The sequence below is a fragment of the Marinobacter sp. E2 genome, assembly GCF_055755345.1.
The window spans coordinates 1,913,118-1,926,240 of record NZ_CM146911.1; the positions used below are offsets into that span (position 1 = coordinate 1,913,118).

The following is a 13,123-nucleotide window of genomic DNA, read 5'->3' on the forward strand; positions in this document are numbered from 1 at the left end:
CACAACCCGGTGCGATACCCGTCACAGTTCCGTCACTTCAGTCAATTGCTGTGCGAATCTGTTGATCGGTAGGCGTTCTGACCGGGATACATTCCGTTACACTTCGATCACGTTTTGCAACATTGCGGAAGTCGGTGAACACTGTGAACGGATTGATACTTCTGACCCAGGCGGGGCTCCTGGCGCTACTTTTTCTCCTGGCCTTCCGGGTATCGGCCCTCGTGCGCACCGAACCCATGGCGGCGGGCCACCCTGCACCGACACCGTCATTTCGGGAGCGCGCTCATGAGGTTGCCCGGCCCTCGGCTGCGGTCGCGCCAGACCGAACCGAACTGATCACCCAATTGCATATTCTGGCGGGATTGCAGGAGAGGGATTGTCGCGTACGGGGTCTGGACCTGGCCACCGCACCGGAGACGGTGCGAGGTTATTCAGCAGCCTGGCTGTATGGAGCAGCTTGTGCCCTGTGCGACCGGCAGGCCCGGCACACGGACAGGCTCGCGGCAACCGTGGCGCACATTATCAGCAGGAAGACTGGGATCCGTCAGACGGAAGCGTTCCAGGCCCTGGCCACTCTTACCTCGAGTTCGGTGTTACTGGCCTGCTATCGATCGGGGCTCGAGGGCGCGGAGTTCTGGCGGTACAGCCATTACGTCCCCCCGACCTCCAGCCTCTACGAAGCGATTACCAGTAACGCGTTCATCTGAGGGCCTCTGGCACCCGTCATGTGCCCTCAGTTCAGCTCCGAACCTGAGAACCTTCCAGCACCCAGTCGGTCCCCAGGTCCCGGGTCTGGCCCTCGTCCTTCCCTTCCGCCGGGCTGCCGGTAATAGCGGGGCGGGTAAAGCCACCATCGTCGGCGTGGGTCATGGTGTCGACGTCTACGGAACGAACCACGTACACCTCACCATTGGCCAGCACACGGGCCCTGTGGCTCAGGCCGAACACAAACCGGCAATAATCCAGCTTCAACTGCATCAGGTCCTGTTCGGCCTTGCGAATCTTTCTGAGCAGGACTTTCTGAACGCTATCTCCGTAATCCATCACGTTGTCCCCGGTTCGGCGGTGTTGTCGTTAGAGTTGGCCGTTGTCGGCCGGATTTCGTGATTTTACACGTTCTTCAATGGTTGTCAGCGGGTTGGAGCACGCTTTGCGGGCCTCATCGACCGGCAGCCTCGAACACCAGGATTACCGGCACGTCTTCGATTGGAGCCTGACCTTCCTGCAGGTCGATCCGCCAGGTCATGGAGGCGTCGACGCTGCAGATTGGCGCATTGAACTGCGCGGTGTAGAGATTGTCGGCATCCTGGCCGAGGGCTACCGGATACTCTCCCATATACATGGATTCGCCACGCAGGACAGCCAGGAACCGATCGGGCGCTTCCGGTGCACTTACCTCAAGGCGGTAGGCGGTTCCATCGCTGGTATCGCGAACCCTCTCCAGGTTGGCCGACCATCGGCCGGCATCGGTGTTCCAGACGCACGGGCCAGCTTTCAGCAGATCGCAACGTGCCGCCGCCGGTTGCGAACCTGTGCTGTCATCGGCCGGGCCGAACAGGGCCACCACCAACATCAACAGGGTCATCAGCCCTACCAGAAATCCCAGAATGATCACTGCGCGTACCAGATACTTCACGTAATGCCCCTGTTTTTGGTCTTCGCGGCATTATGGTGGTTTCCGCGAACAAGGCAAAGGTTTCTAAACCGGCGCCAGTCATGAGAAAATACGTGGCCTTCTCTCAGACCCAATCTGACTACAGGAAACGCCCGTGCAGCCGGACATCTCCGTTAAGCACCTCAGCAAGTTTTATGAAGACGGCTTCCAGGCCCTGAAAGACATCAACCTGGAAATCCAGCGTGGCGAAATCTTCGCCCTGCTCGGCCCCAACGGCGCCGGCAAGACCACCCTTATCAGTATCATTTGCGGCATCGTGAACAAATCCGAGGGTGAGGTGAAGGCCGCAGGATACGACATCGTGAAGGATTACCGGAAAGCCCGGGAAACCATTGGCCTGGTGCCCCAGGAACTGAACACCGATTCCTTCGAAACCGTCTGGGACGCGGTGTCTTTCAGCCGGGGCCTGTTTGGCAAGGCACCCAGGCCGGCGCACATCGAGAAAGTGCTGAAGGATCTTTCCCTCTGGGACAAGCGCAACAACCGCATCATGTCGCTCTCCGGTGGCATGAAGCGCCGGGTGATGATTGCCAAGGCCCTATCCCATGAACCGCAGATTCTGTTCCTGGACGAGCCCACCGCAGGCGTGGATGTGGAGCTACGTCGGGACATGTGGCAGATGGTGCGTAAACTTCGCGAGAACGGGGTTACCATCATCCTGACGACCCACTACATCGAGGAAGCCGAGGAAATGGCGGATCGCATCGGCGTGATCCGTCAGGGCGAAATCATCCTGGTGGAAGACAAGGACCAGTTGATGACCAAGCTCGGCAAGAAGGAACTGCGCCTGCAGCTGCAACAAAGGCTCGAGAAAGTGCCCGGCGAACTGACCCTGGAGCCGGTGGAGCTGTCCGATGATGGCTACGAGCTGATTTTCACCTTTGACTCACAGCAGGAGCAGGCCGGCGTGGCCCGACTGTTGCGCACCCTGAGCGATCTGGGCATTGAATACCGGGATCTGCAGACCCGCGAGAGCTCCCTTGAGGAAATCTTCGTGGGACTGGTACACGAGTAAGCCCGCCAGTAAAGCAAACGGATAAGGAATGGCAATGAACCTTTACGGCGTTCGCGCTATCTACAAGTTTGAAATGGCCCGGATGAGACGCACAGTGATGCAGAGTGTCCTCTCCCCGGTAATCTCCACCTGCCTCTACTTCGTGGTCTTCGGTTCGGCCATTGGCTCTCGCATGGGCGACATCGACAACATCGCCTACGGCGCCTACATCATTCCGGGCCTGGTCATGCTCTCCCTGTTGATGCAGAGTATCTCCAACGCCTCCTTCGGTATCTACATGCCGAAGTTTTCAGGCACCATCTACGAGGTGCTGTCTGCGCCGGTCTCCTACGTTGAGGTGGTGCTTGGTTACGTGGGGGCCGCTGCCACCAAATCGGTGATCCTGGGCGTGATCATTCTGGCCACCGCCAAGTTCTTTGTTGATTACGACGTATTGCATCCCTTCTGGATGTTTTCTTTCCTGGTGCTCACCTCCATTACCTTCAGCATGTTCGGTTTCATCATCGGTATCTGGGCAGACGGCTTCGAGAAGCTGCAGATTGTGCCCATGATGATCGTGACCCCCCTGGTGTTCCTGGGTGGTACGTTCTACTCCATCGACATGCTGCCGGAGGTATGGCAGACCGTAAGCCTGTTCAATCCCGTGGTGTACCTGATCAGCGGTTTCCGCTGGGCCTTTTACGGCGTGTCGGATGTGCATGTGGGCATCAGCGTGGGTATGACCCTGGTGTTCCTGGCCGCCTGCATGACAGCCATCTGGTGGATCTTCAAGACCGGCTATCGGCTGCGCTCGTGAACATCGCCGCCACGTCGCCCCGGCCGTTACCCTGGCTATGCCTGCTGTTGGCGGTCGCATCGCTGCAGGGGTGTCGCACCGGCATTGCGGCACCACAGGAAAGCCTGCCTGAGATCCAGGCGTGTTTTGTCGGCGGTAACCCGGTAGTACCGGTAACCCTGGAAGTGGCCTCCACCCCGGAACAGCGCCGCAAGGGCCTGATGGGAAGAGACGCTCTTTCGCCGAATCACGGCATGCTCTTCCAATATGAACAGGAGCGCGATGCCAGCCACGGTTTCTGGATGTACAAGACACGGATTCCGCTTGATATCGCATTTCTGGACGAAAACGGCACCGTAGGTAGCATCCGCCACATGGTGCCCTGTGCCTCGGCCTCCGGCTCGGGTTGTCCCACCTACCCGGCCGGTGTGCCGTTCATCAGCGCGGTGGAAATGAACGCGGGGTTCTTCAGGGAGCACGGCATTAAACCGGGCGATCGGCTCAGGCTGGGTGCCGAGAATTGCCCTAACCCCTGAGCCGCGGCACCGGAAGACTCAGCGGTCCTGCCAGTCAGGTTTGCGTTTCTCCAGAAACGCGCAGATACCCTCCTGGGCGTCGTTTGCCATCATGTTATCCGCCATGACTTTCGAGGTGTATTCGTAGGCATCTGCCAACGGCATCTCCAGTTGGCGGTAGAACGCTTCCTTGCCGATCTTCAGGGTGAGCCCCGATTTATCGGCGATGGTGCGAGCCAGCTTGTAGACCATTTCGTCAAGATGCTGTTCGTCAACCACCTGGTTCACCAGCCCCAGCCGCTCCGCCTTGACCGCGCCGATCATCTCGCCAGTCAGCAGCATTTCCATCGCGTGTTTGCGAGACACGTTGCGAGACAGCGCCACCATGGGCGTAGAACAGAAAAGACCAATGTTGACCCCGGGCGTGGCAAAACGAGCGGTATCAGCAGCCACCGCCAGGTCGCAGCTTGCCACCAGCTGACAGCCGGCCGCAGTGGCCACGCCCGCCACCCGAGCAATCACCGGCTTGGGCAGATTAACGATCTGCTGCATCACCTTGCTGCACTGGTTGAACAGTGCCAACTGGAAGTCGTGGCTGTCAAACTGCTCGCGCACTTCCTTGAGGTCGTGACCGGCGCAGAACACGTTGCCGGCAGCGGCCAGCACCACCACGCGGGTATCGCCGTCGGAGGCCAGGGTTTCAAGCGCCTCGGACAATGCCTCCAGCATGGCCATGGACAGACTGTTCCGCTTTTCCGGCTGGTTCAGTGTGAGCGTGGTAATACCGTTTTCGCTGTATGTCCGAACCAGGGGTTCCGTCTGACCTGTCATGGCGTGTCTCCTCATTGTCGGGCAGTCGACTGCAGGGCGGCCTTCAGCCTGCCTTCTCTGAACGTCAGGTTTCAGTATTGCTGACCGCGGCTATACTGTCGAAGCGACTTTTGTAGGATGCTCAGTTTCTCCGGCCTCGCCGTTGTGAAACCTCGGCACCGCCCATAGGGAGAACGTATAGCCTGGAAAAGGAGCCGAAGAAACCGTGTCGAAATCGATTATCCTGAAAGTGTTGTTCGCGATTGCCGTGATAGGCGGCGCGATGCTTGTCATCTACCAGGACAAGCCGGCCGCACCCACGGGCGACATCAACCGCATAGAACCCCTGCCCAAGCAGGACAACCCGTAAACCGGATACCCAAGCCAGAAGGCTCACAACAGTAAAGGCGAACACAGCGTGCAGACCACCCGCATCAAAGGACTGACCATCGCTGCCCTGGGCGTGCTGTTCATCGTACCGGACGCCCTGCTGGTGAAGATCACCTCCGTTGAGCCGGTGGTTTTCCTGTTCTGGCGAGGGCTCTTGCTGGCCCTCAGTTTTCTGGTCATCAACTGGGCCCGCTACCGGGCCAGACTGATACCCGAGATCCGCAAATGCGGCCGCAAGGGCCTGTTCTGCGCGGGTGCGTTTGCCGTCAGCACCCTGGGCTTTGTGGTCGGCATGAAAAACACCGCCGCCGGCAACGTGTTGGTAATCCTGAATACCGCCCCGGTCATCGCTGCCCTGATTGCCTGGGCGATCTGGAAGGAAACACTACCGCTTCGAACCTGGCTGGTGATCCTGGTGTGCGTGGCCGGGGCCACCCTCATGGCCGTGGGCGAATTCGGAAAAGGCGATCCACTTGGATTGTTGATGGCGGTGGTTGCCGCCACCGCACTGGCATCCAACCTCAACGTGGCCCGCTCAAAGCCGGACAGCGACATGAGCGTGATGCTGATGTTCGGCGCCCTGGTTCTGGCCGGCGCTGCAGCTCTGATGGGCGGCGCCCAATGGCCCTCCACCCGGGATTTCTTCTTTATTGCCCTGCTCTGCCTGGTGTTCCTGCCCACCGCCTGCATCCTGATCCAGATTGGCCCGCGCTATATCCCGGCCGCGGAAGTCAGCCTGATGCTGTTGCTTGAGACGGTGCTGGGTTCTTTCCTGGTGTGGTTGTTCCTGGGAGAAGTACCGCCACAGCTAAGCCTAGTAGGTGGCGTGATCGTGTTTTCGGCCCTGGCGGCACACGGGTGGCTGGAGGTGCGACGCTACCAGCGCGCTAAACGGTTGCAGCTAGACCGGGCCGACCAGGTTTCCTGAGACCGTCGCCATCTTGGGCAGCGCCTCCTGCCAATGGGCCATCCAGGCCTCAAGGTCGTCGCCCGAAACGGGACGGGACAGCCAGTAGCCCTGGCCAAACTCGCAGCCAAGAGTCATAAGCTTGTTGCGGTGTTGCAGGGTTTCCACGCCCTCGGCAATAACCGGCAGGTTCAGGGAGTCCGCCAACCCCAGCACGCCTTTCACAATGGCAAGATCGTCCGGGTTCTCGAGCATGCCCCGAACAAAACTCATATCAATCTTGAGATAGTCGAGGGGCAGTTGACGCAGGTATGTCAGGGACGAATACCCGGTGCCAAAGTCGTCGAGCCCGAACCGGACGCCCAGGGTTCGGCATTGCTGGATCACCTTGTTCACCGCATTGAAGTTTTCCAGGGACGAGGTTTCCACAATTTCGATCTCAAGGTCGCCTGGCCGGGTTTCGGGGAATTCACCCAGCGTCCGTTGCAGGCGCTCGGCGAAGTCCTCGCGAACAAGGTGGAAGGGATCGATGTTGACACTCACAGGCAGGCGCATACCGTTCTTGCGCCAGCGTCGCACCTGAGCGAGCGCTGTGCGAATGACCCACTCGCCAATACCAACGCTCAGAGGGTGGCGCTCGGTTACCGGAAGAAAATCGGCGGGGCCCAGCAGCCCCCGAATCGGGTGCCGCCAGCGGATCAATGCCTCCACACCGATAACCTGACGGGTTCTAAGGTTGACCTTGGGCTGATAGAAAAGCTCGAACTCTTCATTGTTCAGCCCTTCCTCTACCCGCTTCAGGTCTTTGAACAGATCGCGAACGGCGCGTTCGTTGTCGGCGTCGTAGAAACAATACTGGTTCTTGCCGCCCTGCTTGGCCAGGTACATGGCCTGGTCGGCCTGGCGCAGCAGCTGTTCGGCATCGAGCGGATCGGCCTGAGGATAGAAGGTTACGCCAACGCTGGCCGTCAGCGCCACCGGCTTGCCGAGCACCCGGCTCTGCTGGGCCACTGCAGACAGAATGCGGTCCAGCAGCACCGGGCAGGATTTCACCTCCGATTCCACGGGAGCCACCATCACAAACTCGTCGCCACCGAAACGCGCCAGGGTGTCTCCTTCCCGCATGATGGATCGCAGACGGCGCGCGAGGGAGCGCAGCAGTTCGTCGCCCACCGCATGACCGTGGCTGTCGTTGATCTCCTTGAAGCCATCCAGATCGATAAACAGAACCGCCAGTTCCGATCCGTTGCGTTCACAGTTGATCATGGCCTGCTGTAACCGGTCGCTCAGCAGCGTCCGGTTGGGCAGTTTGGTGAGAGGGTCGAACTTCGCCATGCTCTCAAGCTGGCTCTGGTACTCCTTCAGCTCGCTGATATCGTTGAGGATGTAGATGTAGCGGTGAACATCCCCGTGCTTGTCCCGCACAAGGCTTACGCTTCGGCGCACGCAGGAGGTCTTGCCGTTGCGATGGCGGATCCAGGTATCCCGGATTCGCTGGTCGTCTGTTGCCGGCACGTGTAACTCGGTACCCGGTTCCTGCACCGCTTCCATTTCCCAGAGCAGGTCCAGGGCTGGCCGACCGCGCACCTGCTCCGGGTCAAGACCGGTGATGTCAGTGAATGCCTGGTTGCAATCCAGAACCACACCGGATGCATCGGCAACCACCATGCCTTCGTTGGCGTGTCTGAAAACGCCGGCCGCCTCCGCCAGGCGGTAGTCTGCGTAGTAACGCTCAACAATGATCGCAACAATATGGGCGGCGCGCTTGAAGACCTCGCAGTCATTCTTCGAGGGGATGTCACCACCACGGTAGAACACGTTCAGGCGCCCGATGGCGTTCTTCGCCGGATCAAGAATCAGCGGCGACATTGCCTCACAGTATCGATAGCCAGCCATCGAACCGCCGCTGACATCGAAGTAACAGGCAGCATTCAGATCACAATGGTCACCCAACAATGAGGCGGACAACTCGATGGAGCAGCGGATGTCCGGCACAAAGTCCTCTACGCTGCTGGCCAGGGCAAGCAGTGTGTCATCTAGCCTGCCGTTCTCGGCAATCCGTTCAAGCGCCTCGCTGCCCACGTTTTCAAGATGGACAATTTTTCGCTGTTCGGTGATGTTCGTTTCCACGGCGATGTAGCCGGCCAGTCGTCCGTCCTCTGACAGCAGTGGCTCGCAATTGATACGGATCCAGTAAGGCCAGCCCTCCCGATGGTAGTTCAGCAGCTCCTCTTCGAAGGGCTCCTGCTGGCTGAGGTGCCCGCGAATTCTTTCAACGGTATCGGGATCGGTGTCGGGCCCCTGCAGGAACGAACCCGGCTTTCGGCCCCGGATTTCGTCCAGCTCATACCCGCTTAGGTGCACGAAACCCTGGTTAACCCACTCGATGTGGCCCTGGATGTCGGTGGTGATAATGCCGTTGGTGGAACTGTTCAGAAGGGTCGATAAGCGCCAGATGGGCCGGGTTAGCAGGTTGCTCACACCTCGGGAGACCGCAATGGCCAGCGCCAGCAAAGCAGCCATGTAGCCCAGCAATTCAAGGCTGGCCGCATCCATTTCCGTCGACACCGATCGTGCGCTCCGACTGATTACCACACCGGTGGTCGGGTGCGTTTCAAGAACGCCGGACAGCTGGTAAGTGCCCTCCTGCCAGCTCTTGATCACAGAGGGCTGGTTCGTGGACCGTACATGATCCACCCGGAACCCGCTCTCCGGAGTGCCGCCCGCCCTGTCGGGCGCGGCGGCAACGGGATAAAGGAAGATCCGGGTGTCTGGGCCCATGGAGTCTTTCAGGGCCCGCCATTCATCCTGGGAGTAGTCCGGGTTCGCCGCAAAGAATCGGGCTACCCGCTGAAAGCTCTCGGCCAGCTCCCGCTCCAGCTCCCGGGCCTGGATCTGTTGTTTGGTTTCGGCCAGTTGCAGGACCGGAACGGACCCAGACACAAGGGCCGTCATCAGAATGGTATGGAACAGAATGCTGCGAATCTGGGAGCTCACCAGATAACCGGTGGAGATGCGGTTTTTCAGGAGGTAGTAAAGGCAAAGGATGAGCCCCGCCATGGCCGCATTGAAGATACCGTTCAACATTTGCTTCACGGCGATCACGAAGGCGGTTTTAACCGGGATATCCATGCCCAGGTGGTACAGAGTAAGCGTGGCCGGAATGCCCAGAAGACACCAGAACAGGCTGTCGGCCAGAAACAATGAACGCCTCGTGCGCTGGCTGAACGCCAGCACGAACAGACACTCAGCCAGGAACACTATCACCGCGTAGTAGTGTTCCCAGAGAACACTGGTGTAGAGCGCTCCCGCCAGTCCGACCACAACCGCCTGCCGGGCACCAAGCGTGCGGATGGCCACGAGCACAAAGATCGAGCCGAAGATGAAATGAACGCCGTAGTAAAGCTGGATTGCCAGGGCGTTACCCGCAATCGCAAGAACGGCGAGGAGCAACGTGGCTGGCCACAGCGGAAAGCGGCGGTTCAAGCGATCAAGAGGCGCAAACAGAGGGTACGGAGAACTGGATCTTCTCGAAGATTCGGAACCTGGAGAGCACGATAAGACTGGTTTATCGGCCACTTTAAACACCCCGGTAAAGGCGCTGGAGCGACCAGAAACAGACTGTTCCTGCTATCCATGAAATCGGTCCGCAACGGCTACAGTATAATGCACCTGTCTCAAAAACGCGCAAGCGATATTTCCATCGCGCGACGCACGGATAGTCGATAGGCCCCCTGCGGTTGATAAAACCAACGGCTCCGCGCGAAGATACCGCCCTACCGATAACAAGGATCAGAAAGCCATGACCAACGTCCCGACGCTCACCGATGCCCTGCTTACCCTGGAAAACCGGGTAGCCACCCTCACCTTCAACCGCCACGACCTGCGCAACGCTCTGACAGGCTCGAACCTGATTGAGGACATTGTTACCACGGCGGAATGGGTGAACGCATGTGAGGATGTGTCGGTACTGGTGATCACAGGCGCCGGTTCCGCCTTCAGCGCCGGCGGCAACATCCGTGACATGGCCAACCGCAGCGGCGATTTCGCGGGCGATCCGGCCGAATGCGCCGACCGTTATCGCAAGGGCATCCAGCGCATTCCGCTGGCGTTGCAGAACGTCGAAGTACCGATCATCGCCGCCGTGAATGGCCCTGCGATCGGCGCAGGCTTTGATCTGGCCAACATGGCCGACATCCGCATCGCCTCTGAAAACGCCAGATTCGGCGAAACCTTCCTGAACCTCGGCATTATCCCCGGCGACGGCGGCGCCTGGTTCATGCAGCGACTGATCGGCTACCAGCGGGCGTTCGAACTGACCCTCACCGGCCGCGTGATTGATGCCAACGAAGCCAGGGAGCTGGGCATCGTGCTGGAGGTTGTACCTGCGGAAGAGCTGATGACTGCCGCCAACGCCATGGCAAACCGCATCGCCAGCCAGCCACCCAAGGCAACCCGGCTGACCAAGCGCCTGATGAAAATGGCCCCACGGATGGACCTGAAGGACTTCCTGGATGTGTGCGCGAACTTCCAGGGCCTGTGCCACAACGAGCCGGAGCACCTGGAGGCGGTGAATCGGATGCTGGAGGCGATGTCGAAGAAGTAATGGTGCCCGGAGCCGGAATCGAACCGGCACGGCCTTGCGGCCGAGAGATTTTAAGTCTCTTGTGTCTACCAATTTCACCATCCGGGCAATCGGAGGGGGATTTGACGGGCGGAATTGTATAAGTCTGCGTGGGGTAACGCAATTCACATTCCGCCCGCTGCAGCAGCGTGCTTTGCGATGTGTGATCAGGCATTGGCCGGCTTGATTGCCCTGCCCTTGTAGATATACCCGGCAATCCTGGGTGCCCTGGGAACGTAGAGGTTTTCCAGTTCCTCGATCTGGAAACCGCCCTGGCGGATCAGGTCGGCGATGTGGCGGTTCAGGTGGCAGCCCCCCGCCAGTTTCTTCCAGCCTGGTGTAATCCGGTGCTGCCATTTGCGGGTGCGCTCATCGGGCGATTCACCGTGTTCCAGGAACAGCAGTTCACCGCCCGGCTTCAGTACCCTCCACATTTGCTCAAGGGCCGCCTGCCAGTCGGGAATGGTACACAGGGTGAAGGTGAGCAGGACCGTGTCTACCGAATCCTTTTCCAGAGGTATCTTTTCGCCGGGTAAGTCCAGCCACTCCACCGTTACCGGCGATTTTTCCAGGTTTGGGCGGGCCTTTCGGCGCATGCCTTCGGACGGTTCAAGCCCGTACACCATTTCCACCTGGTTAGCCCGGTAGAACTGCAGGTTGATGGCGGAGCCCATGCCCACTTCCAATACGCGGCCCCTGGCACGCGGCACCACCTCGCTGCGAAGCTTCATCACCTGGCCCATGGAGCAGGCGCAGTCTATGATGTGCGGCAGGATCCGGTCTTCGTAAAAGCTCATTGGCTTCACCATACTTGTTTTAAATCAAGGAGGGAGCAATCCGGTATACCGGTGCGCCCCTATTATTTAGTAGCATGTTAACTATCTGCCGGCAGTACAACACAACAAAATGAGCGAAGGCAGCGGATGAACGGGTTCGCTGGGCCCGTGTCTTTTGATGTGAACGTAACCGGAGGGTTCCCATGGAACTTGATCCCCTGATGCTCTCGCGAATTCAGTTTGCGTTTGTAGTGTCATTTCACGCCATTTTCCCGGTGTTTACCATCGGCCTTGCCTCGTTCATTGCCACCCTGGAGGCACTGGCCTTCAAAACCGGTAATCCGGTGTGGGTGAAACTCTCGGGGTTCTGGACCAAAGTGTTCGCGGTTGTGTTCGGCATGGGTGTGGTGTCGGGCATTGTGATGTCCTTCCAGTTCGGCACCAACTGGAGCAATTTCGCCCAGGCCTCCGCCAACTTCCTCGGGCCCATGCTGAGTTATGAGGTAGTGACGGCGTTTTTCCTGGAGGCGGCCTTCCTGGGCGTGCTTCTGTTCGGGCGAGACAAGGTGCCCGCCGGCATTCACCTGCTCGCGGCCATCATGGTGGCTACCGGCACCTTTATTTCATCGTTCTGGATTCTTTCCGCCAACAGCTGGATGCATACGCCGGCCGGCACCGAGCTTCGTGATGGCGTTTTCTTCGTCACTTCCTGGAGCGAAGCCATCTTCAACCCGTCCTTCCCCTACCGGTTCAGTCACATGCTGCTGGCGTCGTTCCTCACAGGCGGGTTTGTGGTGGCCGGTGTCAGTGCCTGGTATCTGCTGAAAGGTCGAGAGGTGGAAGCGAACCGCAAGGCGTTGTCCATCTGTTTGTGGCTCCTTCTTTTGCTTGCGCCTACTCAGGCGGTGGTGGGCGACTTCCATGGCCTGAACACGCTTGAGCACCAGCCCATGAAGGTGGCAGCAATGGAAGGCAACTGGGAAACCTCCCGTCATGTGCCACTGCTGCTGTTTGCGATTCCGGATCAGGAAAGCCAGCGCAACCTGTACGAGATCGGCATCCCCAGCCTGGCCAGTTTCATCCTCACCCACGAGTGGGATGGCGAGGTGCCGGGGCTTAATGAAGTTCCGGTGCAACAGCAGCCGCCGGTGGCTATTGTGTTCTGGTCGTTCCGGGTGATGGTCGGCCTTGGCCTGTTAATGATCGCCGCCGCCGTTACCGGATTGGTACTTCGGGCCGGAGGGCGCTACTGGCAAACCCCCTGGTTTTTGCAGGCCATGCGCTTCATGAGCATTACGCCGTTCATTGCCGTTCTGGCCGGCTGGTTCGTCACCGAGATCGGCCGGGCGCCCTGGCTGGTTTACGGGCAGATGACCCAGGCTCAGGCGCTGACACCGTCACTGACAGGCGGCATGGCACTGTTCACGCTCATTGGCTATATCGTGGTGTATGCGCTGGTGTTCTCAGCGGGTGTCTATTATCTGATGCGGGTGCTGTACGTGGGTCTGGAAGATCGGCCCGAGGAAGAACACGAAACGGAGCGTCCGAAACGGCCATTTTCTGCGGCCCACGTTCCCTTTGAGATAGAGCACGATGAGCAACGCGGCAAACCGGCAAGCCAGGGAGGTCACTGATT

Annotated in this window: 13 protein-coding genes and 1 tRNA gene; 8 read left to right on the forward strand and 6 right to left on the reverse strand. The window is 59.3% G+C overall.

Annotation, left to right across the window (positions count from 1 at the left end):
- Nucleotides 1-143 precede the first annotated feature (143 nt).
- Nucleotides 144-707, forward strand: a complete 564-nt coding sequence (locus AC0J1C_RS08720; RefSeq protein ID WP_473046477.1) for a hypothetical protein — start codon at nucleotides 144-146, stop codon at nucleotides 705-707.
- A gap of 31 nt (nucleotides 708-738) precedes the next feature.
- On the opposite strand, the gene AC0J1C_RS08725 is transcribed toward AC0J1C_RS08720, so the two are convergent.
- Nucleotides 739-1,044, reverse strand: a complete 306-nt coding sequence (locus AC0J1C_RS08725; RefSeq protein ID WP_091985310.1) for a hypothetical protein — start codon at nucleotides 1,042-1,044, stop codon at nucleotides 739-741.
- A 115-nt stretch (nucleotides 1,045-1,159) separates the two neighbouring features.
- Nucleotides 1,160-1,636: a hypothetical protein gene (locus AC0J1C_RS08730; protein ID WP_473046478.1), complete on the reverse strand. Its 477-nt coding sequence runs from the start codon at nucleotides 1,634-1,636 to the stop codon at nucleotides 1,160-1,162.
- Nucleotides 1,637-1,769: 133 nt separating this feature from the next.
- Between AC0J1C_RS08730 and AC0J1C_RS08735 the strand changes: the two genes are divergently transcribed.
- The 3 genes from AC0J1C_RS08735 to AC0J1C_RS08745 are packed head-to-tail and all read left to right on the forward strand — an operon-like array spanning nucleotide 1,770 to nucleotide 4,001.
- Nucleotides 1,770-2,690 (forward strand): ABC transporter ATP-binding protein, encoded by a 921-nt coding sequence (locus AC0J1C_RS08735; protein ID WP_473046479.1) that lies wholly within the window; start codon nucleotides 1,770-1,772, stop codon nucleotides 2,688-2,690.
- Nucleotides 2,691-2,724: 34 nt separating this feature from the next.
- Nucleotides 2,725-3,486 (forward strand): ABC transporter permease, encoded by a 762-nt coding sequence (locus AC0J1C_RS08740; protein WP_091985314.1) that lies wholly within the window; start codon nucleotides 2,725-2,727, stop codon nucleotides 3,484-3,486.
- On the forward strand, nucleotides 3,450-4,001 hold the full coding sequence (locus AC0J1C_RS08745) for a DUF192 domain-containing protein (protein WP_473046480.1): 552 nt from the start codon (nucleotides 3,450-3,452) through the stop codon (nucleotides 3,999-4,001). Before AC0J1C_RS08740 ends, AC0J1C_RS08745 begins: the two co-directional genes overlap by 37 nt.
- Nucleotides 4,002-4,019: 18 nt before the next feature.
- Here AC0J1C_RS08745 and AC0J1C_RS08750 read toward each other — a convergent pair whose 3' ends face one another.
- Nucleotides 4,020-4,811, reverse strand: a complete 792-nt coding sequence (locus AC0J1C_RS08750; protein WP_473046481.1) for an enoyl-CoA hydratase — start codon at nucleotides 4,809-4,811, stop codon at nucleotides 4,020-4,022.
- Between the two features lie 205 nt (nucleotides 4,812-5,016).
- Between AC0J1C_RS08750 and AC0J1C_RS08755 the strand changes: the two genes are divergently transcribed.
- Nucleotides 5,017-5,160 carry a hypothetical protein gene (locus AC0J1C_RS08755; protein ID WP_473046482.1) on the forward strand — a complete coding sequence of 48 codons (144 nt, stop codon included), beginning with the start codon at nucleotides 5,017-5,019 and terminating at the stop codon, nucleotides 5,158-5,160.
- 48 nt (nucleotides 5,161-5,208) lie between these two features.
- Nucleotides 5,209-6,108, forward strand: coding sequence for a DMT family transporter (locus tag AC0J1C_RS08760; protein WP_473046483.1), 900 nt, complete (start codon nucleotides 5,209-5,211; stop codon nucleotides 6,106-6,108).
- Here the strand turns inward: AC0J1C_RS08760 and AC0J1C_RS08765 are convergent.
- On the reverse strand, nucleotides 6,082-9,540 hold the full coding sequence (locus tag AC0J1C_RS08765) for a sensor domain-containing protein (protein WP_473043482.1): 3,459 nt from the start codon (nucleotides 9,538-9,540) through the stop codon (nucleotides 6,082-6,084). The two genes, AC0J1C_RS08760 and AC0J1C_RS08765, sit on opposite strands and share 27 nt — an antisense overlap.
- Before the next feature lie 349 nt (nucleotides 9,541-9,889).
- On the opposite strand from AC0J1C_RS08765, the gene AC0J1C_RS08770 reads away from it, so the two are divergent.
- A complete protein-coding gene (locus tag AC0J1C_RS08770; protein WP_473043483.1) occupies nucleotides 9,890-10,693 on the forward strand; it encodes an enoyl-CoA hydratase-related protein in 804 nt (267 codons plus the stop codon).
- Here the strand turns inward: AC0J1C_RS08770 and AC0J1C_RS08775 are convergent.
- Nucleotides 10,694-10,780, reverse strand: a tRNA-Leu gene (locus AC0J1C_RS08775).
- 98 nt (nucleotides 10,781-10,878) lie between these two features.
- The gene (locus AC0J1C_RS08780) at nucleotides 10,879-11,508 is read right to left on the reverse strand and encodes a class I SAM-dependent methyltransferase (RefSeq protein WP_473043484.1); all 630 of its coding nucleotides are present in this window, start codon (nucleotides 11,506-11,508) and stop codon (nucleotides 10,879-10,881) included.
- 182 nt (nucleotides 11,509-11,690) lie between these two features.
- Here AC0J1C_RS08780 and AC0J1C_RS08785 point away from each other — a divergent pair, with 182 nt between their 5' ends.
- Nucleotides 11,691-13,121 (forward strand): cytochrome ubiquinol oxidase subunit I, encoded by a 1,431-nt coding sequence (locus tag AC0J1C_RS08785; RefSeq protein ID WP_473043485.1) that lies wholly within the window; start codon nucleotides 11,691-11,693, stop codon nucleotides 13,119-13,121.
- Nucleotides 13,122-13,123 lie beyond the last annotated feature (2 nt).